Source organism: Gemmatimonadaceae bacterium, from assembly GCA_035533755.1.
Lineage (GTDB): Bacteria > Gemmatimonadota > Gemmatimonadetes > Gemmatimonadales > Gemmatimonadaceae > JAGWRI01.
In genome coordinates, this window is the sequence record DATLTC010000062.1 from 28,477 (window position 1) to 53,072 (window position 24,596).

29 protein-coding genes are annotated in these 24,596 nt (G+C 66.7%); 21 read left to right on the top strand and 8 right to left on the bottom strand.

Features of this window, described 5'->3' with window-relative positions; genetic code table 11:
• Nucleotides 1-233 precede the first annotated feature (233 nt).
• The 3 genes from VNE60_09685 to VNE60_09695 are packed head-to-tail and all read left to right on the top strand — an operon-like array spanning nucleotide 234 to nucleotide 1,817.
• The gene (locus tag VNE60_09685; protein HVB31782.1) at nucleotides 234-629 is read left to right on the top strand and encodes a hypothetical protein; all 396 of its coding nucleotides are present in this window, start codon (nucleotides 234-236) and stop codon (nucleotides 627-629) included.
• 2 nt (nucleotides 630-631) lie between these two features.
• Complete coding sequence (locus VNE60_09690) at nucleotides 632-1,147, top strand: GAF domain-containing protein (protein ID HVB31783.1); 516 nt, start codon at nucleotides 632-634, stop codon at nucleotides 1,145-1,147.
• Nucleotides 1,148-1,184: 37 nt separating this feature from the next.
• Nucleotides 1,185-1,817, top strand: coding sequence for an HD domain-containing protein (locus tag VNE60_09695; GenBank protein ID HVB31784.1), 633 nt, complete (start codon nucleotides 1,185-1,187; stop codon nucleotides 1,815-1,817).
• Nucleotides 1,818-1,851: 34 nt separating this feature from the next.
• Here VNE60_09695 and ispG read toward each other — a convergent pair whose 3' ends face one another.
• Complete coding sequence (gene ispG / locus VNE60_09700; protein HVB31785.1) at nucleotides 1,852-3,084, bottom strand: flavodoxin-dependent (E)-4-hydroxy-3-methylbut-2-enyl-diphosphate synthase; 1,233 nt, start codon at nucleotides 3,082-3,084, stop codon at nucleotides 1,852-1,854.
• A gap of 306 nt (nucleotides 3,085-3,390) precedes the next feature.
• Between ispG and VNE60_09705 the strand changes: the two genes are divergently transcribed.
• Both VNE60_09705 and VNE60_09710 read left to right on the top strand, forming a co-directional pair.
• Nucleotides 3,391-3,603 carry a cold-shock protein gene (locus tag VNE60_09705; GenBank protein ID HVB31786.1) on the top strand — a complete coding sequence of 71 codons (213 nt, stop codon included), beginning with the start codon at nucleotides 3,391-3,393 and terminating at the stop codon, nucleotides 3,601-3,603.
• 80 nt (nucleotides 3,604-3,683) lie between these two features.
• Nucleotides 3,684-3,902, top strand: coding sequence for a hypothetical protein (locus VNE60_09710; GenBank protein HVB31787.1), 219 nt, complete (start codon nucleotides 3,684-3,686; stop codon nucleotides 3,900-3,902).
• A gap of 275 nt (nucleotides 3,903-4,177) precedes the next feature.
• Here VNE60_09710 and argH read toward each other — a convergent pair whose 3' ends face one another.
• From argH to VNE60_09725, 3 genes are all read right to left on the bottom strand, one after another.
• Nucleotides 4,178-5,581 carry an argininosuccinate lyase gene (gene argH / locus VNE60_09715; GenBank protein HVB31788.1) on the bottom strand — a complete coding sequence of 468 codons (1,404 nt, stop codon included), beginning with the start codon at nucleotides 5,579-5,581 and terminating at the stop codon, nucleotides 4,178-4,180.
• Nucleotides 5,578-6,846 carry an argininosuccinate synthase gene (locus tag VNE60_09720; protein ID HVB31789.1) on the bottom strand — a complete coding sequence of 423 codons (1,269 nt, stop codon included), beginning with the start codon at nucleotides 6,844-6,846 and terminating at the stop codon, nucleotides 5,578-5,580. Before VNE60_09720 ends, argH begins: the two co-directional genes overlap by 4 nt.
• Nucleotides 6,847-6,936: 90 nt before the next feature.
• Complete coding sequence (locus tag VNE60_09725; protein ID HVB31790.1) at nucleotides 6,937-7,395, bottom strand: hypothetical protein; 459 nt, start codon at nucleotides 7,393-7,395, stop codon at nucleotides 6,937-6,939.
• 86 nt (nucleotides 7,396-7,481) lie between these two features.
• On the opposite strand from VNE60_09725, the gene argC reads away from it, so the two are divergent.
• The 16 genes from argC to VNE60_09805 all read left to right on the top strand — a co-directional run bounded on the left by argC (nucleotide 7,482) and on the right by VNE60_09805 (nucleotide 22,146).
• Nucleotides 7,482-8,426, top strand: coding sequence for an N-acetyl-gamma-glutamyl-phosphate reductase (argC, locus tag VNE60_09730; protein ID HVB31791.1), 945 nt, complete (start codon nucleotides 7,482-7,484; stop codon nucleotides 8,424-8,426).
• Nucleotides 8,426-9,187, top strand: coding sequence for an acetylglutamate kinase (gene argB, locus VNE60_09735; GenBank protein ID HVB31792.1), 762 nt, complete (start codon nucleotides 8,426-8,428; stop codon nucleotides 9,185-9,187). Before argC ends, argB begins: the two co-directional genes overlap by 1 nt.
• Nucleotides 9,184-10,401 carry an acetylornithine/succinylornithine family transaminase gene (locus tag VNE60_09740; protein ID HVB31793.1) on the top strand — a complete coding sequence of 406 codons (1,218 nt, stop codon included), beginning with the start codon at nucleotides 9,184-9,186 and terminating at the stop codon, nucleotides 10,399-10,401. Before argB ends, VNE60_09740 begins: the two co-directional genes overlap by 4 nt.
• A complete protein-coding gene (locus VNE60_09745; GenBank protein ID HVB31794.1) occupies nucleotides 10,401-10,895 on the top strand; it encodes a GNAT family N-acetyltransferase in 495 nt (164 codons plus the stop codon). The genes VNE60_09740 and VNE60_09745 overlap by 1 nt, the downstream gene beginning before the upstream one ends.
• 167 nt (nucleotides 10,896-11,062) lie before the next feature.
• On the top strand, nucleotides 11,063-11,443 hold the full coding sequence (locus tag VNE60_09750; GenBank protein ID HVB31795.1) for a GntR family transcriptional regulator: 381 nt from the start codon (nucleotides 11,063-11,065) through the stop codon (nucleotides 11,441-11,443).
• Nucleotides 11,440-12,333, top strand: coding sequence for an ABC transporter ATP-binding protein (locus VNE60_09755; protein HVB31796.1), 894 nt, complete (start codon nucleotides 11,440-11,442; stop codon nucleotides 12,331-12,333). Before VNE60_09750 ends, VNE60_09755 begins: the two co-directional genes overlap by 4 nt.
• A 57-nt stretch (nucleotides 12,334-12,390) precedes the next feature.
• Nucleotides 12,391-12,987 (top strand): hypothetical protein, encoded by a 597-nt coding sequence (locus VNE60_09760; protein ID HVB31797.1) that lies wholly within the window; start codon nucleotides 12,391-12,393, stop codon nucleotides 12,985-12,987.
• Nucleotides 12,980-14,104 carry a hypothetical protein gene (locus tag VNE60_09765; GenBank protein ID HVB31798.1) on the top strand — a complete coding sequence of 375 codons (1,125 nt, stop codon included), beginning with the start codon at nucleotides 12,980-12,982 and terminating at the stop codon, nucleotides 14,102-14,104. The genes VNE60_09760 and VNE60_09765 overlap by 8 nt, the downstream gene beginning before the upstream one ends.
• A complete protein-coding gene (locus tag VNE60_09770; GenBank protein HVB31799.1) occupies nucleotides 14,095-15,333 on the top strand; it encodes a hypothetical protein in 1,239 nt (412 codons plus the stop codon). The genes VNE60_09765 and VNE60_09770 overlap by 10 nt, the downstream gene beginning before the upstream one ends.
• A gap of 37 nt (nucleotides 15,334-15,370) precedes the next feature.
• Entirely contained in the window at nucleotides 15,371-15,976 is a 606-nt protein-coding gene (locus VNE60_09775; GenBank protein ID HVB31800.1) for a hypothetical protein, read from the top strand.
• Nucleotides 15,977-16,060: 84 nt separating this feature from the next.
• Nucleotides 16,061-18,154: a M20/M25/M40 family metallo-hydrolase gene (locus VNE60_09780; GenBank protein ID HVB31801.1), complete on the top strand. Its 2,094-nt coding sequence runs from the start codon at nucleotides 16,061-16,063 to the stop codon at nucleotides 18,152-18,154.
• Nucleotides 18,155-18,200: 46 nt separating this feature from the next.
• The gene (locus tag VNE60_09785) at nucleotides 18,201-19,091 is read left to right on the top strand and encodes an alpha/beta fold hydrolase (GenBank protein ID HVB31802.1); all 891 of its coding nucleotides are present in this window, start codon (nucleotides 18,201-18,203) and stop codon (nucleotides 19,089-19,091) included.
• A gap of 44 nt (nucleotides 19,092-19,135) precedes the next feature.
• A complete protein-coding gene (locus VNE60_09790) occupies nucleotides 19,136-20,125 on the top strand; it encodes a stomatin-like protein (GenBank protein ID HVB31803.1) in 990 nt (329 codons plus the stop codon).
• Nucleotides 20,126-20,347, top strand: a complete 222-nt coding sequence (locus VNE60_09795; GenBank protein ID HVB31804.1) for a hypothetical protein — start codon at nucleotides 20,126-20,128, stop codon at nucleotides 20,345-20,347.
• A 48-nt stretch (nucleotides 20,348-20,395) separates the two neighbouring features.
• On the top strand, nucleotides 20,396-21,373 hold the full coding sequence (locus VNE60_09800; GenBank protein HVB31805.1) for an HD domain-containing protein: 978 nt from the start codon (nucleotides 20,396-20,398) through the stop codon (nucleotides 21,371-21,373).
• Between the two features lie 566 nt (nucleotides 21,374-21,939).
• Nucleotides 21,940-22,146 (top strand): cold-shock protein, encoded by a 207-nt coding sequence (locus VNE60_09805; protein HVB31806.1) that lies wholly within the window; start codon nucleotides 21,940-21,942, stop codon nucleotides 22,144-22,146.
• Nucleotides 22,147-22,217: 71 nt separating this feature from the next.
• On the opposite strand, the gene VNE60_09810 is transcribed toward VNE60_09805, so the two are convergent.
• The 4 genes from VNE60_09810 to VNE60_09825 form a co-directional block, all read right to left on the bottom strand.
• Nucleotides 22,218-22,508, bottom strand: coding sequence for a hypothetical protein (locus VNE60_09810; GenBank protein ID HVB31807.1), 291 nt, complete (start codon nucleotides 22,506-22,508; stop codon nucleotides 22,218-22,220).
• An 89-nt stretch (nucleotides 22,509-22,597) separates the two neighbouring features.
• Nucleotides 22,598-23,296 carry an NUDIX domain-containing protein gene (locus VNE60_09815; protein HVB31808.1) on the bottom strand — a complete coding sequence of 233 codons (699 nt, stop codon included), beginning with the start codon at nucleotides 23,294-23,296 and terminating at the stop codon, nucleotides 22,598-22,600.
• A gap of 137 nt (nucleotides 23,297-23,433) precedes the next feature.
• Nucleotides 23,434-23,712 (bottom strand): oxidative damage protection protein, encoded by a 279-nt coding sequence (locus VNE60_09820; GenBank protein ID HVB31809.1) that lies wholly within the window; start codon nucleotides 23,710-23,712, stop codon nucleotides 23,434-23,436.
• A gap of 22 nt (nucleotides 23,713-23,734) precedes the next feature.
• Nucleotides 23,735-24,487, bottom strand: a complete 753-nt coding sequence (locus VNE60_09825) for a fatty acid desaturase (protein HVB31810.1) — start codon at nucleotides 24,485-24,487, stop codon at nucleotides 23,735-23,737.
• Nucleotides 24,488-24,596: the final 109 nt, after the last annotated feature.

A 24,596-nucleotide genomic window follows, 5' to 3' on the forward strand; every position in this document is an offset into this window, starting at 1 on the left:
GGTGATGGTGCGTGTCGTGGTGGGTGCGGATGGTCGCCATCGTGCGATGAACTTAGCGGTCCCCGGCCGGCGTCGTCAACTCCCCGTATTGCCGACGGCGATTCACGTCCTCGGCCGCGCGTCCATTGCCCGAGACTACCACGGTACCGGCGCGACTGACTAGGATGCAGTGACCGCCACCGGTAAAGACTTCCGCCCGCATGTTTGCCGACGACCTCCTCCGCGCCGAACAGATGCACCTCTTTCGCCTGCTAGTATGGGGTGGATCGAGCGTGCTCGCCGGCACCCTGATCTTCGTGGCGCTCGCGTGGCGCCGTCCCGGAGCGACGATCCTGAGGCACTTCGCGATGCAGACGATCGTCTGGGGCGTGCTCGAAATCGCGTACGTGGCGGTGACCTGGCACGGCGTGCGGATGCGCGATCTCGCCGGCGCGACACGCCTGGACCGGCTGCTCTGGTTCAACCTCGGCCTCGACGTTGGCGTGGTGGCGGTGGGAGCGGCCATCGGGCTGCTCGGGTGGGCGCACGATCGCCGACTGAATCTCACGGGCACGGGGATCGGCGTCGTCCTGCAGGGCGCTGCCCTGTTCCTGATCAATGCGCAGCTCGTGTCTGCGATTTCGCGCTGACGATGTCGGAGATCACCCTCGACCTTCGCGGACGGCCCAAGGCCGAAGCGTATGAGACGCTGCAGCAGCACGTCACCGCCGTGCTCGACGGTGTGGATGACGAGATCGCCGCCATGGCGACGATGAGCTGTCTGATCCACCATGCGTTCGGATACCTGTGGACCGGATTCTACCGGGTGGCGGAGCCCGGGCGCTTGTTGCGGGTAGGGCCCTATCAGGGCACGCTGGGATGCTTGGAGATCGCGTTCGGCCGCGGCGTCTGCGGAACGGCCGCCGCGCGAAAGGAGACGATCGTGGTGCCGAACGTGGAGGAGTTCCCCGGTCACATTGCCTGTGACGCGCAGGCCAAGTCGGAAATCGTCGTGCCGGTGCTGGATGCCAGGGGCGAGCTGCGCGCAGTGCTCGACGTGGACGCGGTGCGCGTGGGCGCTTTCGATGCGGCCGACCGAGACGGACTGGAGCGACTGGTTGCCTGGTTTGCGGCGGCTCGCCCCGGCGCGGGTCCCCGGCTAGGTTAGAGTGGAGATCGAGGCGCTTCTCCAGGACATGGCCGGCATGATGGTTCACGGGTATTCCGATCGCATCAACCATGCGCTTGCCTTCGCGGCCAAGCACAACGACCGGCAGGTCCGGAAGGGCACGCGGCTGCCGTACGGCACGCATGGGGCCAACATCGCCGTCATCCTGACTCGCTATGGCCAGGACGAGAGCACGATCGTCGCGGGAATCCTGCACGACGTGGTCGAGGACTGCATTCGCGAGCGCTACACGCGCGACATGCTGGAGCAGCGCATTGGCGACAAATTCGGCCCCGAGGCGCTGGGCAAAGCGACCGCAGCGGCCGAACGCATCCTGGACGATGATGGCGTGGAGTTGTCGCACCAGGAGCGGAAGGACGACTACCTGACGCGCCTGGCGCAGGCGCCCGACGGAGCGCGGTGGGTGGCTGCCGCCGAGGCCATCCACAATGCGAGCACCATCCTCGCCGACCTCAAACGCACCATTGATCCGGACTCGGTGTGGGGGCGGTTCCACTGGGGAAAGGACGGAACCATTCGATGGTATCGGCGGCTGTACGAGCGGCTGCGGGACCAGGGGTTCGAGGCGCCGATCATGCACGAGCTCGGCCAGGTGGTGGAAGCCCTCGAACGGCAGAGCGAAATCCACACGTCGACGAGTCGCATCTGACCCCTGCAGTCGCCGACGATGGCAGGGGCGCGACTCAGGTCAGGCCGGCGGGCGTTCCGGGATAGGTCCGTTCGACGTAGGCGTCGAGCATGGCGAGAAACTCCTGCACGATGTGGTCGCCGCGTAGCGTGCAGACCAGCTGGCCGTCGACGTACACCGGAGCCTTCGGATCTTCGAACGTGCCGGGCAACGAGATCCCGATGTTGGCGTGCTTGGATTCTCCGGGACCGTTCACGACGCACCCCATCACCGCAACTTTCATCTCTTCGACCCCGGGATGCCGGTCGCGCCACAGCGGCATCTGCTCGCGGATGTAGCCCTGAATGTCCTCGGCCAAGTGTTGGAAGAACGTCGAGGTGGTGCGGCCGCAGCCCGGACAGGCCGTGACCTGCGGGGAGAAGCTGCGCAGGCCGAGGGACTGGAGAATTTGCTGGGCAACCAGGACCTCTTCGGTACGGTCGCCGTTGGGCTTGGGGGTGAGCGACACGCGAATGGTATCGCCGATCCCCTCCGCGAGCAGGATGGACAGCCCCGCCGTGCTGGCCACGATGCCCTTGGTGCCCATGCCGGCTTCGGTCAACCCGAGGTGCAGGGGATAGTCGCAACGATCGGCGAGGAGCCGATACACCGTGACGAGGTCCTGAACCCCCGACACCTTGGCCGAGATAATGATGTGGTCGTGTGCCATCCCGACCTCTTCGGCCAACGTCGCGGACCGGAGCGCACTGGCCAGCATGGCCTCGATGTACACGTCCTTGGCGTCACGTGGGATTGCCAGGCCGGCGTTCTCGTCCATCATCTGGGTGAGCAGGTCCTGGTCGAGCGATCCCCAGTTGACTCCGATGCGGACCGGCTTGTCGTGGTCGACGGCGATCTGCACGATCGTGCGGAAGTTCTCGTCGCGCCGCTTGCCGCCGACGTTTCCCGGATTGATGCGGTACTTCGCGAGCGCCGCGGCGCAGTCTGGGTACTTCGCGAGCAGGAGATGGCCGTTGTAGTGGAAATCTCCCACGATCGGCACATCCACCCCGTCGTCGGCAACGCGGCGGGCAATGTCGGACACCGCGCGCGCGGCTTCATCGTTGTTGACGGTAATGCGCACGAGCTGGGATCCGGCGCGGGCCAGCGCGACGACCTGTGCCGCCGTGGCGGATGCGTCTGCGGTGTCCGTGTTTGTCATCGACTGGACCACCACGGGGTGATCGGATCCCACCGCTACCCGACCAACCCAGGTTGTGACGGTCCGTCTGCGACTGGCAAGGCTCACGGAGTCTCCGGACAAGGTGAATCTGAAAATACTCGGTCCATGCGTGACGTCAGAAGGCTCGGAACGTGGGGATTGAGGGACGCAACCGCCCCGCCCTACCGGACTCAGCAGCCATCATAAACCGCCTCAATCCGGTATTGACCGACCATAGGGGGTACACTACCTTTGCCCCCGCTGAGCCAAGGCCTCAGGGTCTTGGCTCAGAGCATATTAGCCCCGCAGCGCTCAGGCGGTCTGCGGAATCAGGGATTGTCGGGGTACGGCGCATTCCGCTCCCTAGACAATGGGTATTTTCAGGAGTGGGACATGCGTACGACAGGCAAGGTGAAGTGGTTCAACGACGCGAAGGGCTTCGGCTTCATCACTCCGGACAGCGGCGAGAAGGACTGCTTCGTCCACTACAGTTCGATCCAGGGCAACGGGTTCAAGACCCTTGCTGAAGGCGAAGCCGTCGAGTTCGATGTCGTGCAGGGCGCCAAGGGCCCCGCGGCAGAGAACGTGTCTCGCCTGGCCCAGTAACAGGGCGGGCCCGTGACGATGAGCCGGGGGATCCCCAACGGGATCTCCCGGCTCGTTTGTCATCAAGTCTCACGCGTCTCGTGCCGATCTGCCTGTCGGGGCGGGCGTCCGCGTCGCGGCCGAGCCACGGACTCGGCTGCCTGAAGAAGGCGTTGCTGAACGTGCCGGGTGTGGGTGTCGAGATCGATTGCCAGCCGTATACCGCCTATCAGCGCAATCTCCCCGCCGTGGCCTTCGCGCAAATGGATTGCCAGGTCCACGGCACGTCGAACCGGGAGCCCGAGCTCGGCGACCAGTAAACGGGTCAGATCGAGCAGGACGATGGCCTCGAACGAGAATCCTCTTTCGACACCTCGCGCGCGAGACGTCACCCCAGGGATCGTATAGTGGGAGACAACATTGTCTATCCACTTACGGGATGATGAGATAGCGATGGATGCGGTGGAGATATCGTACGAACGCATAATTATCCTTAAATACTAGGATAAATTGCTGCGATTGTCGATATCTGGTAATATTCCTAATTTTATAGGAATATTACACCGCCCATGCTGTTCTTTCGCCCGTGAGATGTCTAGCGCACAGATTCTCTGGCTGCCTTGATCTGGGCACGTACGGCAACCGGTCCCGTTCCCCCTTCCACCTCGCGATGCTGAACGGACCGCTCGGGAGACAGTGCGAGGAGGACGTCCTCCCCGAACAGAGGATGGGCGGCGGCGAACGACGTGACTGGGAGGGCGTCGAGTTCCCTGCCCTGCGACTCCGCTTCGCGCACGAGATGTCCGACGGCGCCGTGCGCTTCTCGAAACGTGGCCCCTTTGCGCACGAGGTAGTCCGCGAGATCGGTGGCCATGAGACCACTCGATAGCGCTGCCCGCATGCGATCGACGCGGAAGCTCAACTCCGCGAGGCTACCCGAAAATGCTGGTAGCACCAACAGCATCGTGTCGACGGCGTCGAACAGCACGCGTTTGTCGTCCTGGAGATCCTTGTTGTAGCTGCTGGGCAGGCCCTTGATGGTCGCGAGAAGCGCCGTGAGGTCGCCGAGGAGACGAGCAGCGCTGCCGCGCGCGATTTCCAGTGCGTCGGGATTGCGCTTCTGCGGCATCATGCTGGAGCCGGAAGAGAACCGCTCCCCGAACTGGACGAATCCGAACTCGCCCGTGCCGTAGATGATGAGGTCCTCGGCAAACCGGGACAGATGCGCCGCAAGAAGCGCGGTGGCGAACAGCATCTCGGCGACAAAGTCGCGATCGCTCACGGCGTCGATCGAGTTGGGCGAGATCGCATCGAAGCCGAGCGTCCCTTGGAGGAGCGTGCGCGAAATGGGATATGCGCACCCGGCGACGGCACCGGCGCCCAGAGGCAAGACGGCGGCCGAACGGGCCGCGGCGCGGAGGCGGGCGCGGTCGCGGTCGAGGGGCCAGAAATGCGCGAGCAGCCAGTGCGCCGCGGAGATGGGCTGCGCGCGCTGCATGTGCGTGTACGCGGGCATGAGGACCGCCTCGACTTCGACCGCGCGATCGAGAATCACGCGCTGGAAGTCCCGCACGGCCGCATCGAGATGCGCGGCGGCGTCCATCGTCCACAGGCGTGTTGCCGTGGCCACCTGGTCATTGCGGCTCCGTCCGGTGTGCAGCTTGGAAGCCACCTCACCGACTTCCTCGTGGAGCAGCCGGTCGATCATGGTGTGGATGTCCTCGTCGCCCGGAGCCGGCGGCTCACCGGCTCCGATACGCCGGGCCACGGCGTCGAGGCCGGCCTCGAGCGTCCGGCTCTCGTCCAGCGAGAGCACGTTCGCGCTCCACAGCGCCACGGCCCACGCTTTGGACAGCTGGATATCGAACGGCCAGAGGCGGAAATCGACGCCGATGGAATTGTTCAGGGCATCGAATGCCGGCGCGGGACCGCCGCCGAACCGACCACCCCATAGCTTGTGCGTCTTGGAGGCTCCAGCCGGCGGCGGACGGTCGGTCACGCGATCGCCAGCGATGGCTTGGCTGCCTTCTCGTCGGCGTGGGACGCGTCGGGCGCAGACTCGGCGAGCTCGCGATCCTTGAGCGCGCGGACGCGCGCCGGGAGCGCGAACAGACGGATGAACCCGGCGGCGTCGCTCTGCTGATAGACGTCATCTTCGCCGAACGTGACGAAGCGCTCGTCGTACAGGGCGTGGATGCTCTGGCGGCCGACGACGGTGAGGGAGCCCTTGTACAGCCGAAGGGTCACGGTGCCCGTGATGCGCTGTTGCGTCGTGGTGACGAACGCGTCGTAGGCCTCGCGCTCGATGCTCCACCACCGGCCCTCGTACACGATGTCGGCATAGTGCGGCGCGATCATGTCCTTGGCGGCCAGGGTGCGGCGGTCGAGCACGAGCTGCTCGAGTTCGCTGTGCGCCGAGTAGAGCAGGGTGCCGCCGGGCGTCTCATAGACGCCGCGGGACTTCATGCCGACCAGGCGATCCTCCACGAGATCGATGCGACCGACTCCATGCCGGCCCGCGATCTTGTTGAGGGTGGTGAGGAGTTCGACGGCGGGCAGCGGACGCCCGTTGACCGAGACGGGGGTGCCTTTCTCGAAGCCGATCACGACGTCCTCCGGCGTGTCGGGCGCTTCGATCGGATTGGTGGTGAGCAGGAACAGGTCGTCCGGCGGCGCAGCGTTGGGGTCTTCGAGAATTCCGCCCTCGTGCGACAGATGCCAGATGTTGGCGTCGCGGGAGTAGATCTTCTCCTTGGTGGCGGCGATGGGAATACCGCGGGCCTGCGCGTAGGCGATGGCGTCCTCGCGGCTGCGAATGTCCCACTCGCGCCAGGGCGCGATGACCGGAAGGTCCGGCGCGAAGCTGGCGTAGGTGAGTTCGAACCGCACCTGATCGTTGCCCTTGCCGGTGCAACCGTGGGCGAGCGCATCGGCGCCGACGGCGCGGGCCACTTCCACCTGTCGCCGGGCGATCAGGGGGCGAGCCATGGAGGTGCCGAGGAGATACTTCCGGTTGTAGATGGCGCCGGCGCGCAGGGTAGGGAAGATGAAGTCTTCCACGAACTCCTGGCGCAGATCCTCGACGTAGCATTCCTCGGCGCCGGACGCCAAGGCTTTTTCGCGAACGCCGTTGAGCTCGCTCGCGTCCTGTCCGATGTTGGCAGCCACACATATAACGCGCGCGTCGTAATGCTCGCGCAGCCAGGGAACGATGATCGACGTATCAAGTCCGCCCGAGTAGGCGAGGACGACGGTGCGGGGCATGGAGACTCCTAAGGGGCAAGTTTATGCAGCCAGGATGCATATTTAATCATTTCCGGAACCTCCGTCAATGGCGCCAACGGGGGCCTGCGCTCACGATTTGCGTGCGAGTTGGGTGAGGCGCGCCACCACGGCTTGGCGCGCCGAGGCTGAGCGGCAGACGACGAGGATGGTGTTTTCGCCGGCCACGGTGCCAAGCACCTCCGGCCAATTCTCGGCGTCGATGGCCTCGGAGATCGGCTGGGCGCCGGACGCCACCGTGTGTAGCACGACGAGCTCGCTGACGCCGGCGATGCTGGCGAACAGCTGGGGGAGCAGCGCCTCGAGTGATGGCTTGGTGTCGTCGGCCAGCGTTCCGGGGAGCACGTAGCGCGCGCCGGCGTCGGTGGGGACGCGGAGCAATCCGAGTTCGCGGAGGTCGCGCGACAGGGTGGCCTGGGTGACGGCGACGCCGCGTTTGGCAAGTTGCCGCCGCAGTTCTTCGTGGCTGCCGATGGCATATGCGCCGGTGAGTTCGAGGATGGCGGCGTGGCGTGCGGTCTTGTTGGCCATGGGGCTCCGAAAATGGGCGCTTGGCGCCCGCGTGGGTTGACGGAAGCAATATGCATGATTATGCATTCCGTGTGAATAGGATCCCTGTGGGAATTCTCGGGGCCAGCGGATATGCCGGCCGCGAGCTTTGCGCGCTGGTGCACCGGCACCCCTCGCTCGAGTTGGCCTTCGCGACGGCCAACGAACAGCGCGGGCAACGCGTGCGCGTGCTCGGCCGCGACGTGACGTTCATGGCCACGGAGGATGCGCCGTTGGGCGACGTGGCGCTGGTGTTCAGCGCCCTGCCGCACGGGGCGTCCGCGACGTGGGTGGCGGCGGCCCGGTCGGCGGGCGCTCGCGTGGTGGACCTTTCCGCGGACCTTCGTCCCGGCAATGGATGCGAGGGCGCGCCGTACGGGCTGACGGAGTTGACGCGGGAGCGCGTGCGGCACGCGGAGGTGGTGGCGAATCCGGGGTGCTATCCCACCTCGATCCTGCTGGCGATCGCGCCGTTGGTGGAGCGGGGCCTCCTGGCCGCGGGCAGTGCCATCATCGCGAATTCGGCAAGCGGCGTCACGGGAGCCGGCAACACGCCCAAGCGGGAACTGCTGTTCGGTGAAGTGGCCGAGGATTATCGCGCGTACAGCGTGGGCAACACGCACCGGCACCTGAACGAGATGCGGGCGATGCTCGACGTGATGGGTGGTGAGGCGGACCTCGTGTTCACGCCGCACCTGCTCCCAGTCACACGCGGCATCCTGTCGTCGATCACGGTGACGTTGAGCCGGCCGCTTGACGACGCCATGGATCCGTGGCGTCAGCGCTATGCCGGCGAGCCGTTCATTGAACTGATCACGACGCCGCCTCGGCTGCGGAATGTGGCGTACCGGAATGCGGTACAGATCGCGGTACAACCTCTTGCGGGAACGGCCAATCCTATGCTTCTCGTCCTGTCGGCAATCGACAACCTGGTCAAGGGCGCGGCGGGGCAGGCGGTGCAGAATGCCAATCTCATGTTGGGGCTCGACGAGACGGCGGGCCTGCTCGCGTGATGCGCGTACTCAAGGTCGGGGGACGCGTCCAGAGCGACCCCGCGCTGCCGTTGCAGATCGCCGAGGCCTGGGATGCGATGGCGCGTTCGCTCGTGGTGGTGCACGGAGGCGGTGACGAGGTGACGGCGCTGCAAACTGCGTTCGGACTCACCGCTGAGTTCGTGGATGGTCGTCGCGTAACGACGGCGCGGGACATGGAGCTGGTGCGGATGGCGCTGTCGGGGAGCGCCAACAAGCGCCTGGTGGCCGCGCTGGTGCACGAGGGAGTGCGGGCGGTGGGGGTATCGGGTGAGGACGCTTCGCTGATCGCGGCGACGCCGGTGAACGCCGACGCCCTGGGACACGTGGGCGAGCCCCAGCGCGTGAATGCGTCGTTGCTCTGGCATCTCCTGGACGGCGGATACCTGCCGGTGGTGTCGCCGGTGAGCCGGAACATCGGGCTCGAGCTGGGTCCGGCGCTGAACGTGAATGCGGATGACGCGGCGGCCGCGATCGCGATGGCGCTCGACGCGGACGAACTGCTGCTGGTGTCCGACGTGCCGGGCGTGCTGGACGGCGACCGGACGCTGGCGACGTTGAGCGCGAACGAGGCGGAGGCGCTGATGGCGCGCGGAACCGCGGCGGGAGGGATGGCGGCCAAGCTCCACGCGGCGCTGACCGCGTTGCGGGGCGGGGTGCCGCGGGTGCGCATCGGCGATCTGTCGGTGCTCGAGGATGTGGAACGGGGGACGGTGGTCACACTGACGGGGGAGGCGAGGTGAATCCGAGCAGCGCAGGAACGGCCGAGTCGATCGGCACGCCGGCGGGTGAATCGCGCCAGGAAGCGCCCGATGCGATCCTGGGCACGTACAAGCAGCCTCCCATCGAGATGGTGCGGGGCGAAGGCGTGTACCTCTTCGACCGCGAGGGCAAGCGCTACCTCGATTTCGTGGCCGGGATCGCCGTAAATGCCCTCGGCTACAGTGACGCGGGATTGCGATCGGCGCTGCATCACGCGGCCGACGGCCTGATTCACACGTCCAATCTGTATCACACGGCGCCGGGCGAGGCGTTGGCGCGGAAGCTCGTGGAGCGGTCGTTCGCATCGCGGGTGTTCTTCTGCAATTCTGGCGGGGAAGCCAACGAAGGCGCGTTCAAATTCGCGCGCCGCTGGGCGCGCACGTTGAGCGACGCGAAGCACGAGATCGTCGCGCTGCGCGGGGCGTTTCACGGACGGTTGTTCGGCACGCTCGCGGCCACGGACCGTCCGGCGTACCGGTTGCCGTTCCGCCCGCTGGCGGGGGGCATATCCATTGTCGAACGGGATCTGGACGACGTGAGCAAGGCGCTGGATCCCGAGACGGCCGCGGCCTTGATCGTGGAGCCCGTGCAGGGGGAGGGAGGGGTGCGGGTGCTGGACCACGGCTTCCTGCGCGAACTGCGGGCGCTGACCAGGGAGCGCAACGTGGCGCTCATCCTGGACGAGATCCAGTGCGGGCTGGGGCGTACCGGCACGCTGTTCGCGTACGAGCAGGCCGGGATCGAGCCCGACATCCTCACCGTGGCCAAGCCACTCGCCGGCGGGTTGCCGATGGGCGCCATCCTGGTGACCGAGGAGATCGCGTCGGCCATCAAGCCGGGCGATCATGGCACGACGTTCGGCGGAGGGCCATTCGTGTCGTCGGTGGCGTCGTACGTGCTGGATCGCCTGTCGGATCCCACGCTCCTGGCGCACGTCGCGGAAACCGGGGCGTGGTTCGGCGATCAGCTCCGCGAGATCGCGCAGCGGACGGGACGCATCCGGGGCGTGCGCGGGGTGGGCTTCATGTGGGGGCTGGACGTGATGGGGACGGCGTCGCACGTGGTCAGCGAGGCGATGGCCGCAGGACTGCTCACCTGCACGGCGGGCGACTATACCGTGCGGTTGGTGCCGCCGTTGATCGCGACGAAAGACGAGCTCGCGGAAGGTCTCGCGGTGCTCGAAAGCGTTCTCTGATGTCCGAGGGGCTCCAGATCCGGCCGGCGCGGCCGCACGAGGCGGAGGCGATCTCGCGGCTGAACAACCAGTTCGCCGACGAGATGCTGATGCTGCGGCGCACGCCGGAGATGGTGGCGTTGGCGATCGACGATTTCATGGTCGCGGTGAACGAACGCGGCGAGATCGTGGGGTGCGGCGCGCTCAAGGAGTACTCGCCATCGGTGGCCGAAGTGGCGGCGATCGCGGTGGCGCGTGATGCGCACGGTCAGGGTCTTGGCCGGAAGATCGTGGAGGCCGTGGAGCAGTTGGCGATGAAGCGCGGCATCTTCGACGTGTTCGCGCTGACCCTGCAGCCCAAGTTCTTCGACGCCTGCGGCTACGCGCAGGTGGACCGGGCACGCTACCCGGAGAAGATCCGGCGGGACTGTCTGGGCTGCGCGCGGCGGTTCGCGTGCGACGAGTGGTGCTTTGCCAAGAATCTGCGACTCGAAGCCTGGAACATCGCCGCCTGAGCGCGGCGCCACGCAGGGCACCGGGATGAGGCGAGCCGGCCGCGGAAGCGCGGCCGGCTCGCGCGCATGAGGGGGCCCGCGGACCCGGGGCCGGCGGCGGGGGGCTTGACGCGCGGCGCCAGGAGTCATAGTGTATCGCTACAACGATACACTGACCCCGTCCCCGCATGTTCGAACGCCTTGACCCCCGTAGTCCCATTCCGCTCTATGCGCAGATCGCCGACGGCGTGCGGCTCGCCGTCGCCGCGGGCGACCTGCGCCCCGACGAAGCGCTGCCCTCGGTGCGGCAGTTGTCGGCGCAACTCCGCGTGAATCCGGCGACGGTGGTGCAGGCGTACCGCGAACTGGAAAACGATGGGTTCGTGATCACGCGCCATGGCGCGGGGACGTTCGTGCTCGAAGTCGGGAAGGATCTCCGGTCGCGCGAACGACGTAACGCGGCCCGGCGGCTCGTGCGCGATCTGATGCGCGACGCACGCCGCTTGGGGGTGTCGCCGGAGGATCTGCGCGACGCCATCGACCACGAGTTGAACGGAGGCAATCGATGACGCTGGCCGTCGAGACGCAGGGATTGCGCTACCGGGCGGGGAAGCACTTCTCGATCCGCGACGTGAGCATGCGCGTACCGACCGGATCGATCTACGGATTCCTCGGTCCCAACGGGGCGGGGAAGACGACGACGATCCGATTGCTGCTGGGGCTCCTGCGTGCGGAGGGCGGCAGCATCACGGTATTGGGTGATTCGATGCCGAGGGGCTATGTGCAGGTGCTGGCGCGGGTGGGGTATGTGCCGGATCGACCGCACCTGCACCCGTCGCTGACGGTACGCGAGACGATGGAATTCCATGCCGCGTTCCACGCGCGCTGGGACGCCCGGTGGGCGGGGGACCTGCAACAGCAGTTCCGGCTCAAGGGCGATCAGGGGGTGGGGGCGCTGTCCAAGGGTGAGACGGGCAAGCTCATGATGCTGCTGGCGCTGGCGCAGCAGCCGGACTTGCTGGTGCTGGACGAGCCGACCGACGGGCTCGATCCGGTGGTCCGGCGCGACGTGTTGGAGGCGCTGCTCGCATACGTCTCCGAACGCGACGCCACCGTGCTCATCTCGAGCCATCTCGTGCATGAGTTGGAGCGCATCTGCGATTGGATCGCGGTGATGGACGAGGGGGAACTCGTGACCGAGTTGCCGATGCGCGAATTCAAGAACGGCATCAAGCGCCTGCATGTGACGGGAGCCCCGGCGTTGTTGAACGATCTCTCGTTCACCGTATTGAGCCGGACGCCGGCGGAGGGCGCCACCGAACAATGGACGGTGCGCGGCTGGGAGCCGGCCATGCTGGGACAGGTGGAGTCGGTGGGCGCGACGGTGACGGATGTGATCGACCTCGACCTCGAAGACGGGTTCGTGGAACTGCTCCGATCGTTCCGCGATCGCCGATAGGAGATGCCGATGTTCCGAGCCGTACTCAGGACACAATGGAAGTGGACACGGGTCGCGGTGCTCGTTTGCCTGGTGCTCGCGTTCGCGATGCCGCTCGTCTCACTGCGGTCGGCGACGATGGCCCGCAGTCCGCAGGAGTTGATCTCGGCGATGGCGGCATGGGGCATCGGGTACGCGACGCTGGCGGCGAGCCTCGGGCTGATCGTGGCCTGGCTGGCGTGGGCGTCGGACCATCGCGGACATCACGTGTATGCGCTCGCGCTGCCGGTGCCACGCTGGCGGTACGTGCTGCTCCGGTTCGCAGCTGGCGTGGTGCTCCTGCTCCCGGTGGTTGTTGCTCTGGGCGTCGGGACGGCGCTGGCGGTGGCGGTCACGAACGTACCGACCGGACTGCATACGTACGCGGTGGCCGTGTGCCTACGGTTCGCGTTCGCGGCGCTGGTGTCGTTCGCGATCTTCTTCGCGATCTCGGCGATGACCGCGCGGGCGGCCAGCTACATCCTGGGAGCGATCGTCGTGGTGCTGGTGGCGGAATTCACCACCGACGCGGTGGGGTTGCACTGGCAGGTGGGTTCCCACGTGCTGGACTTCCTGATCGCGTATCCGGGAATCCTGTCGGTGTTCAACGGTCGCTGGATGTTGATCGATGTGTAGGGCACGACGGTGGTGGATTGCGGGGGTGATCGCCGCGGGCGCCGCGGTGGGGAGCCCGCGCCCGGTTCTCGGCCAGACCGCCGCCGAGTACCGGGCCCGCGTGCAGGCGCTGGTTCCGCTGTGGCGCGCCGAAGGCCGGGCATATCTCGCCCGGGACTCGGCGAATGCCATCCGACTGCCGCAAGACACGGTGCGGGTGGGTCCGCTGACGATCCTGGCGGATTCGTCGCTGGACGCGCTGGCGCGGGAATCGGCGTCGCGGGCGGCGATCGTCCTCGAGGCGCGGTTCGGCAAGGAGGCGGATGCGCTGCGCGGTCACGTGTTCGTACTGACGACAGCGCCGGCCGAGATGGGAATCGAACGAGTGGTCGGGATCGCGGAGTTGGACGAGGCGGGGCGGCAGGTGGCGGCCGAATCACAGTACGGCACCGTGCGCGCGGTGGCTCAAGCGTGGTGGCGCCGCGGGGCAAACGTGGAAACGCATCGGCTGGATCCGGAGTTCCAGCACTGGCTCGGGACGTCGCTTCCCGTGGATTCGGCGACCAGGGACACGTGGATCGGCGCGCGGATCGGTGTGGTGACCTCGGGCCACCGGGTGGCGGATCGATGCTTTGACGGGAACATGACGAGCTGCGCGCTGGCGCTGGGGATCACCGGGCGGGAGGATCCGGCAATGCGGTGGTTCGACGCCGCCGAACGGCGCGCCGCCGTGCGCGCGGCGCGTTATCGGTTGCGTTCCAATCGCGAACGGCAATACGATGCGTGCGTCACGGACGGGAACGGCACGGCGTGTGACTCGCTGATGGAGCTGATTCCGGCAAACGAGATCGCGCCGCCGTTGGGATCCAGCGTGCAGCAGAGCGTGGTGCGGGTGGCGATGGATCTCGGGGGACCGGACGCCATGGCACGGATGCTCGCGGCGCCAGGCGATCCGGGGGCACAGCTCGGCGCGGCGTCGGGAGCTTCCACGGATTCGCTGCTCCGCGCGTGGCGGTCGCGAGTGATCGCGGCGCGGCCGGACAACGCGACGATCAGCGTGGAGTTGGCGGCGGTTGCCATGGCGTGGGTCGCGGCGTGCGGCGCGCTGGCGCTGCTGGGGAGTTCCCGATGGCGCTGACGTTTCGTCGATGGCTGGCCGTTGCGATCCTCGCCTGCGCCACGGCGGCGGTGTGGCAGATTCCTCCGTCGGATGCACGGCCGGTGTTGGGTGGGACGCGTCTTCCCCGATTCGTTCCAGGATTGGGATACGTGCGGCGATTCGGATGGCCGGACGCGGCAGCGCGTCTCGGGCAGGCGAATCTGCACCTGCGGCTGGTGGAACTCCGCGATTCGGCGTTCCGAACGGCTGCCCCCATCCGTGGGGATTCCGGCCTCCGCGTGCTGATGGACCATCAGATTCCCGATCGCATCGCGCTGGCGCTGGAGGGATCGTTGCGCCAGCAATGGATGTCGCAGAACGTCGGCGCGCGGTATCCGGTCACGGTCGCGGTGGTGCAGGACACCTCGCACTACAATCACGGCCTTCCGATGGCGACGTCCGTGTATCCGGTGTCCAGTTATCCCTTCCTGCCCGATGCCGGGCACCCGGACTGTCAGGTGCTGGTGCGGGTTCGAGTCCTGTTTCAGAGGGACACGCGCTGGACGAGGAACCTTGCCCACGACGGACTGGTATCCCGCGGCGCGGCGCGTACGGTGCTGAGCGCCTGCGCGCTGTATGCCACGTTCGGTCCGCCAGGGTCCGGAATCCGGCAGTGGCTGCAGGGAACCGACTGGTCGTTCGCGCAGAGCGTGGACTGGACGCGGAAATCCATTCCATGGATCGAGTCCATCCAGTACGGAGATACCGCGCTCGCAAGCGTGACCGGACTCGGATCGGCCACATGGATGTTGCGCAGCCAATTGGCGCCCGATGCCGCGGCGTGCATGGCGGGGGATCCGCCGCGATGCGCGCGGGCGTTGCTCACTTGGCCGGCGCCAGCGGTCGTGGATACGACGTGGCAGACGCATGTCGCAGGGGTGGAGAGTGTCAGCCTTTATGGAATGATGTGGGGTTGGAACGCTCAGCTGGGCCCGACGCAGGGGTGGCTTGTCTCCGACCTGGCCAACGCGCTGGGGCGCGAGCGGTTTGCCGAGTTCTGGGCATCGCCACTGCCGCCCGATTCCGCGTACGCCGCGGTGACGCAGGCGTCGCTCGGCGACTGGCTGGTGGGATGGGCGCAGCGGACGTACGGACGCGACGTGGCGGGGCCGTGGATTCCGCCGCGCGCGCGGCTGGCCGGGATCGTGGTCATTCTGCTGGGGCTGGGCGTGGCGATGGGGTTTGCCCGCGAGCGGCGCGTGACCTGACCGCGCGCGGAAGCGGAATGCTCGTCATCTTGTTCTGGTGAAGAAGCGCAAGGGCGACCCGCATCCCAACCGACTGTCCGAGGCGCTGGAGGAGATACGCTTCGGGAGCGAACGCACGCTGAATCTCCGCGCCAGCCTGCCGTCGCAACGAGAAGCCGCGGCCCGTGTCGACAGTTGGCTCCGGCTGCAACAGGTGCAGCGGGCGGGTGAGGTTCTCGTGATCACCGGCCGTGGGAATCAGAGTCCCGGGGGCGTGTCGGTGGTGCGGAGCGCCGTGGAGCGGCACCTGCTGCTGCTGCGCCGGCTCGGAGTGGTCGCGTCGATCGAGGAGAACACGCCGGGGTCATTCATCGTCACCCTGGCGCCGGTGCAGGCGATGGTGGATGCTCCCACTCGCCGCCGCACGCGCGCCAGCCAACCGCCGGCGGTTTCGATAGCAGGCCTGGACACCGCGACTCTGCAGATCCTGCGAGCGCTGAGCGAGCGGGCGCTCGAGGCGCTGGGCGCACCGGTGACGCCGTCGTTCGTCGAAGCGGAGATGGCTCGCCAGTTCTCCGCCATCGTGCGCGCGGTGCCCGAGGGCCCCGACCGGGACGCGCGGATTCGAGGCGCCCTGGAGGCCGCGCTGGTCGACATGGACTGAGACCGGCCACGCATCCGCCATTGCCGTGCGTGCCGCCACGAATAGCTTCGTGGGTACCTCTTTCCAGCGAGTTCCTTCGTGCCGATGCGGTCCTCCCTCGCCCTCCTGCTCGTTCTGGCCTCCCCGCTGTCCGCGCAACAGCTCACGGGATACACCGCGACCTCGGCGGCGCGCGAGCGCGCGATCGAAGCCGACGCCATCACGGTGCCGTCCGCGGCGAGCGCCAAAGCGCATTCCAGGATCCTGTCTCGCGAAATTCATGTATCGGGCACGCCGGCCCAGGCGCGCACACGCGACTACGTGATCGCGCAGATGAAGGCGTGGGGACTGGAAACGGAGGTGCGGACGTACGACGTATGGATGCCGATTCCGACCGCGGTGCATCTCTGGCGCGTGGACCACGGTGCGCGGGAGTTGTCGCTGGCGGAACCGCCGGTGAAGGGCGATCCGACGTCCACGCTTCCGCAATATCCCACGGTGAACGGATACAGCGGCGTGGGGGACGTGACCGGCGACGTGGTGTACGTGAACTATGGATTGATCGAGGACTACGCGCAGCTCGATTCTCTGGGCATCTCGGTGCGAGGAAAGATCGTGGTCGCGCGCTATGGACGGAGTTTCCGCGGGATCAAGGCCCGGGAAGCGGAAAAACACGGCGCGATTGCGCTGATCATCTACAGCGATCCGCAGGACGACGGGTACGTGCGCGGTGATGTGTACCCGGAGGGTCCGATGCGGTCGCCCGATGGGGTGCAGCGCGGCAGCATCCTGAACGTGGACGGCGACCCATCGACGCCGGGGTATCCGAGCACCGCAGGGGCGAAACGCGTTCCGTTGAGCGAGATGGACGTGCCCCACATCCCGGTGATCGCGATCGGGTACGGCAATGCAGCGGAACTGCTGCGGGATCTTCGTGGCGCCGCGATTCCCCAGAGTTGGCAGGGGGGCCTGCCGTTCCGGTACCATGTGGGACCCGGTCCGGTGAGGGCGCGCGTCGAAGTGCGCGACGACCGCGCCACCAAGGGCTACAAGAAGATCTATGACACCTTCGGCATCATCCGGGGCAGCGAATTCCCGGATGAGATGGTGATCATCGGCGGACACCGCGATGCCTGGGGGCCGGGAACGGCCGACAACGTGAGCGGCACGGTGAGCGTGCTGGAAGCGGCGCGTGCCGTGGCCGACGAGGTGCGCAAGGGACATCGTCCACTGCGCACCGTGGTATTCGCCACGTGGGATGCGGAAGAGTGGGGGCTGATCGGCTCGACCGAATACGTGGAAGACGATTCCCTCCGCCTGCTGCGGGGCGCAGCGGCGTACCTGAATCAGGATGTGGCCGCACAAGGCGTGCAATTTGGCGGCGGCGGATCGCCGTCGCTGCGATCCACCTTGCGCGACGTGGCCCGTGAAGTGCCGGATCCCAACGGCAAGGGGAGCGTCTATGCCCAGTGGCGGCTCGCGGCGGCGGTCGCGGACAGCGTTGAGCCGTCGATGGGCGATCCGGGCGGTGGATCGGATTTCGCCGGGTTCTACAACCATCTCGGAATCCCGATCGCCGAGTGGGGATTCGGCGGTCCGAGCGGCGTGTACCACTCGCAGTACGATGATTTCCACTGGATGTCGAAGTTCGGCGATCCGGGGTTCAAGTACCACGCGGCGGCCGGCGAGATCGGCGCCGCGATGGTTCTGCGGATCGCCGACGCGGACGTCCTGCCATACGACTATGTGGAATTCGCGCAGACGATGAAGAAGTATCTGCCGGCGATGAACCGTGCCCTGGCCAAGAAGCACTGGCCGGATACGATGGAGCCGGTGGCGGCGGCGCTCGGCCGGTTCGAGACGGCGGCGACCACGTTCAATGCCGCCCGCAACGCGATGCTCGAAGGCGCGCCGTCGAGAGAAGCACTGGAGCGCACCAACGCCGCGCTCCGGGGCGTGGAGCACGCGCTGACGCGGCCCCAAGGGCTCGAGGGCAAGGGTCGGGCCTGGTTCCGCAACCTGATGTACGTGGCGGACGAGGACAACGGTTACGCGAACATGGTCTTCCCGTCGGTGAACGAAGCCATCCGGGCCAACGACGAGGGGCGCACGGCGCGCGAAATCGCGGATCTCGCCACGCACTTCGATGCAGCAACCGCGGCGCTGCAGGCGGCGCGTGGGGAGGCCTCGGCACGCTGACCGGCGTCGTGGGGGGACGCGTGCCGACCATCCCGGCCATGAACGCATGACCGCGCTCGTGGCGGGGGTGGCTGCCGTCCTCGTGGGGCTCGTGGTTCGCGCGGTACTGACGCACCGCGCCGAAGCGCGAGACGCGGCGCGCCCCCGCGATGCGGACGGCGTGGTTCAGGGCGCCGAAGGGTTCGTCCTGGAGCGCGCCGGCGCACCGGCCGTGCTCCTTCTGCACGGAGCCGGCGACACGCCGCAAACGTTGCGGTTGCTCGGCGAGCGGTTGCACGCGCGCGGATTCGCGGTGGTCGCGCCCTTGCTGCCGGGCCATGGCCGCTCGGTCAGGGACTTCCGGCACGTGAGCGCGCGGGCCTGGCAGGACGCGGCGATGGCCGCGTACGACGAATTGCGCGCGCGGCATGCGTGGGTGGGCGTCGTGGGCCTCTCGATGGGCGGGGCATTGGCGGCACGCCTCGCGGCCGCGCGGCCCGACACCCCGGCGTTGGTGCTCCTGGCGCCGTATCTCGGGCTTCCGCGACGGTTGCGAGTGGCTGCCGCGTTCTGGCGCGTCGCCTGGCTGGTGTCACCGTACTTTTCGGCGGAAGATTCGCGATCCATTCGGGATCCGGCGGCGGCGGCGTTGGGGCTCGCCTACGGCGTGTTCACGCCAGCCGCCCTCCGGGCGCTGTGCCTCGTGTCGGACGATGGCGCGGCTGCCTTGCCCGGCATCCGGACCCCGACGCTCATTATTCAATCGCGGCAGGACAACCGGGTGAGCACCGCGGTGGCCGAGCGAAGTTTCGACCGATTGGGCAGCTTGGAGAAGCGACTCGAATGGGTATCGGAGGGTGGGCATGTGATCACCGTGGACTACGGTCGGGAGCGGGTTTTCGTCCTCACCGCCGACTGGCTGATCTCCCACGGCGCCGGCTCGTTGCTCCGGCTGTAGCGGTATCGTACAATCCATCACGAGCCCTTCGCACTGGAGACCGTATGGAAGCGCTGCCCGCCCTCGTCATCGTCATCGTCCTCGCGGTGTTCGTCGCGTCGAAGTCCTTCAAGATCATCGGTCAAGCAGAGGTGATGGTCGTCGAACGTCTGGGCCGCTTTCATCGCCTGGCGCGTTCCGGATTCAACATCCTGATTCCGTTCATCGAACGGCCGCGGGCCATTGACGTACGATTTCTGGAATCGGACGTGGGTGGACAACGACGTATCGCGTCGCGCTCGACCCCGCGCATCGACCTGCGCGAGCAGGTGTTGAACTTTCCGAGCCAGCCGGTGATCACCAAGGACAACGTGACGATCGACATCGACGCGGTGCTGTATTACCGGATCGCCGACCCCCAGAAAGCGACGTACGCGGTGCAGAACCTGCCGTACGCCCTGGAAACGCTCACGCGCACGACGCTGCGCAACATCGTGGGTGAGATGGAGCTGGATCAGACGTTGGCGAGCCGTGACCAGATCAACCGCCGGATGCGCGAGGTGATCGAAGAAGCGTCGATCGGCTGGGGAGTGGACGTCACGCGCGTGGAACTGCAGGCGATCGAACCGCCGCGCGACATCCAGCAGTCGATGGAGTTGCAGATGCGCGCCGAGCGCGAGCGCCGCGCCGCGGTGACCAATGCCGAAGCCAGCAAGCGCGCGCAGATCCTGGAATCCGAAGGATCGCGGGAATCCCAGGTCCGGAAAGCGGAAGGCGAGAAGGAAGCGGCGGTGCTGCGTGCGCAGGGCCTGGCCGAAGCGCGGTTGGCGATGGCCGACGCCGAAGCGGAAGCCATCCGTCGTATCGCGGCCGCGCTCCCGGACGGGCAGGCGGCAACGTATCTGCTGGGGCTGAAGTATCTGGAAGCGCTCCCGAAGCTCGCTGAAGGAAAGGGCTCCACGCTGTTCCTGCCGTCCGAAGCGGTGGGAATGCTGAGTGCCGTGGGAGGCCTGCGCCAGATGCTGCAGAAGCCATCATCGTCCACGGAGAAGTGAGTGGCGAAAATCACGAAAGATCGCGCGGAGCGGATCGCGCGATCGCACGCCTGCGAGGTGTGCGGCGAATACAACTACAAGAAGCTGTCGGTAAAACCGGCGGACGCGGAACTGCAGAAGAGCGTCGGGGCCGCCTGGGTGGCGACGAAGACGTGCGGGGTCTGTGACGCCGTGCACGAACTGGGGATCAGCGAAGACGGCGACATCGTCTATGTCAGTTAGCACTCGAATGATGACAACCGGCGGCACCGGCTGCGCCATCCTGGTCACATGGCACCTCTCGATCTGACCAAGCTCGCCGTGGGCGAGCGCGTGCAACACGAGTTGATGGTGCTGGACCGCGTGGAGCGCAAGCAAGCGGCCGGAGATCCGTTCGTCGTGTTGACGCTGGGCAACGCGACGGGGCGCATCGAGTCGGCGCCGATATGGTCGGACAAGATGCCGTGGGCCGAAGGCGCCGAACGCGGCCGGGTGGTACAGGTGATCGGCGACGTGAGCGCCTATCGCGGCAAGCGCCAGATTCAATTGACGAGCGCGCTGCGGGTGATTCCGGCCGATCAGATTCGGCTGGACGACTTCGTGGCCCGGATTTCCGAAGATCCAGTGCGGCTCTGGGATTGGCTGGATCGCACCCGAGGGGAGATGGGCTCGGCAACACTAAAGGGAGTGCTGGACCTGTTCTTCCGGGACGACACGTTCCGCGAGGCGTTCGAGCGGACCCCGGGCTCCGTGGTGGGGCACCACGCCAAGGTGGGTGGGCTCCTGAAGCACATCGTGGAAGTGACCGCGATTGCGAAGTCCGCGGCGCGGGCTCTGCAGGCGGATGCGGATCTGGTGGTGGCAGGTTCGCTACTGCACGACATCGGCAAGGTCGAGTCTTACGCCATAGAGCGCGGTGCCTTCGCGTACACGACCCGCGGGAACCTGCTGGGGCACGTGGTGCTCGGGTGCCTGATGCTTACCGAGCGTGTGCTGGCGCATCCCGGCGTGTGCACGCCGGGGCAGCTTATGGAATTGCAGCATATGGTCTTATCCCACCACGGGTCACTCGAGTTCGGCAGTCCTGTCCAGCCGATGACGGCCGAGGCCGAGATCGTGCATTGGGCCGACGAGACCTCGGCCAAAGGCAATGACATGCTCGAGTCGATTGCCGACGATGCCGAGTTCGCGGGCGGGACGGAGTTCTCCGACCGTCGGCCCTGGCGAGTGGGACACCGCATCTGGCGGCGGCCGCACGACTGGCCGTGAAGGGGAACCTCCGACTAACGGTGCGGTAAAAGCCGATGCCGCCGGTCCGTCTTGCCTGTCAGGTTTGGGCCGACGACGGCCCGGTCAGCGATTGCGCACAGGGCTGCGTATGCCCAAGGGACCCGTTTCGAAAGGGAACCGCGCCGACTTCGGCGCCAGATTCTCCGTCGGGCGGCTTCCAGAAAGCATTGGCCAGCTTCGTGTTACATGACACGGTGGCTCTCTTTTTCAGGCTGCGTGGGTGCGAGTTTCCCCTCACGGGCCTTGCAGTGCCAACGGAGGATTCATGCGCAAGCCGAGACCGGCAACCTTCAACCCAGCGCAAGCCTTACATCTCATTGCCAGTGACCGGAGCCGAGAACCGCTCAGTTGTCCTTCCTGTTCCGGCAAGATCGAACGTACTCCGAGCGTGAGCCCGGCGCCGCCACGCTCTCAGGTGACCCTCCGCTGCCGCGATTGCGGACGGATCGCACGGTATGTTGCCGGCGCCGCTGTGGGAGCAGCGTAACGGTGAACTGAGCCGGCGCCGCACCGCAGATCGCACCTTCATTTGGGAGCACGATTCCATGGCTCGCATCACCGGCACCGTAAAGTGGTTCAACGACGCGAAGGGTTTTGGCTTCATCTCCCACGAAGGTGGGCCGGACGTATTCGTGCACTACAGCGCCATTCAGGGCAGCGGATTCAAATCCCTGGCTGAGGGCGACGCGGTGGAATTCGAGATCGTCCAGGGGCAGAAGGGACCTCAAGCGGCCGAAGTGACGAAGGTCTAGTCCCACGTCGCACAGACGCAACAAGCGCCGCGGCCTCAGCCGCGGCGCTTGTTGCTATGGGGGGGCGCCGTTCAGTGGGCGGTGGCCATGGACCGCCAGGTGCGATACCCGGCGGGCGGCGGATCGAACGTGGCTTCGCGGGGCCGCTCGCCGCCGGCGAGCAGCTGCAGCGTCTGGTAATAGAAGTGCAGTGCTCGCACCGGAGGTATGGTGCCGTCGGCGCCGGCGCGCGCGATGGCCAATGCTTCGAGGCGCACCGCGGGAGGCAGGGTGCGGGCCAGGGGGTGGCGCAGGATGCGCCGGATCTGATCCGGGTCATGCGCGGTGAGCGCCGCGCAGAGCATGTCGAGAAAGGCGAGCATATCCGTTCGCTATTTGATCTTAAATACATATTGCTACTAAATAGCCGATCGGTCAAGTGGCGACCCTGCAACGAGGCCGGCCGCCGGCGCTAGCCCGAGACCAGATCGAAGCGCACGCCGCGTCGCCGGTCGCGACGCTTCCGCGGGGCGTATCGGAAGAGTTGAGCGGGTCGGCCGCGTCCCTCGCTTCGCCACTCGTCGGTGGGTTCCACGAGGTAGGCCGCCTGCAGGGCGCGACGGAAGCTGGCCTTGTGGAGCCGGCGCCCGAGGAGGATCTCGTAGACGGCCTGTAGCTCACTGAGCGTGAATGTTGGCGGCAGGAGGCGAAAGGCCAGCGGCGATTGGTCGAGGCGCGCGCGAACGGCATCGAATGCTGCATCGATGATGGCGCGCTGACGTGGAAACACGGCCGGGAGTTCCTCGGCGTCGAACCAAGTGGACTCCGACCCCGACGGGAGGTAATCTCCGTTGGGCATGAGTGCGAAGAACCCGACCGAGAGTTCGGCGTCGCCGGGATGGCGGCGGTTGTCGCCGAATGCGGCGATCTGTTCGAGGGCCGCGGGCGCAGTGCCGAGGGCGGCTCGGGCGACGCGCGCCGCCGCATCAGCGAGTGATTCTTCACCACGCGGGGCATCCCAGGGCAGGATCCACCGCTCGCGGGAATGTGTGTCGGGTGCCTTCGCGACGAGAACGGCCAGTCGCTTGGCGCGCGGGGTGAGCACGACGATGTCCACAGACAGCGTCGTCTGGCGCGCGGTGGAAGAAGGGGAGGAGGGGCGTTCGCGCATCACGCGCGAATTAGTAGCGTGTAGCTACTAAAGTCAAGGGCCCCGCGATCGCGAGGCCCGGTGTCTGCATTGTTAGCGCGGTGGTATATACGAGGCGGGTGGCCGACCGTCAACAGATCGGCACACCGGTTAACTCGCTACCAGGTGATGGAGCCCTTCTTGCTTGTGTCGACGTCCTCTTCCTGGCCTGCGTTGAAGAGGAACGCCTGCATGTTTCGCGTCAGGAAGCTTCGCGCTTGCGGATCCATGACATTCAATCCGTAGTGATTGATGAGCATGGTCTGCTGCTTGAGCCAGAGGGCCCAGCAGTCCCGGCAGATCTCGGCCACGACCCGCGCGCCGACCGGGCCCGGGAATGGCGCGCGCTCGAATCCCGCCTTGGTCTGACCGCAGCGTGTGCAGGTGATGTCCGTCATCGGGAGGGAGGCGACGTCCGCATCAGGTTTCGCGCGCGTATTCGACCTTCGCGAGGCCGAACAGCTGCAGCAGTCTGATGTACGTCCACCCGATGTCGAACTCGTACCACTTGGCTTTGAACTTGGCGGACCGGGGATCGGCGTGATGGTTGTTGTGCAGTTCCTCGCCGCCGAGCCAGAAGGCGATGGGGACGATGTTCCGGCTCGCGTCTTTGACGTCGAAATTCCGGTAGCCGAGGGCATGGCCGATGCCGTTCACCACGCCGGCCGCCCAGAAGGGGATCCACAGCATCTGCACGGCCCAGACGAGGGGCCCGACGAAGAATCCGAACAGGTAGATGTCGATGCCGAGCATGACCAGGATGCCGAGCCAGTTGAGGGGCGACAGCAGATGGCGTTCGATCCAGTCGTTGGGGGTACCCCTGCCGTACTTCTCGAGGATTCCTGGTTGGCGGACAGCCTTCCGGTAATAGAAGGCGCCCTTGAGCACGATGTTGCGGAGCCCTTCAAGGAGCGGGCTGTGCGGATCACCTTCGCGGTCGGCGAATGCGTGGTGCTTGCGGTGACAGGCTACCCATTCCTTGGTGACGATGGCGGTGGTAAGCCACAGCCACAGCCGCATGGGCAGCGCCGCCAGGTAGTGCAGACGAACACCGCGATGGGTCTGGGCCCGATGCAGGAACAGCGTGACGCATACGTTCGTGATATGCCCAGCGACCAGGATGAACAGCAACGGGATCCACCATCGAGCGGCCAACACGCCGAAACCTGGCATTCCACACTCCGGGTTGTCGGATAACGGCAGTGCCCGCACCGAGATGCGGGCCAGGGGGCGCACAATCCCGAAATCTAGTCCGCGCGGGAGACGCGTGCTACACCTGTCG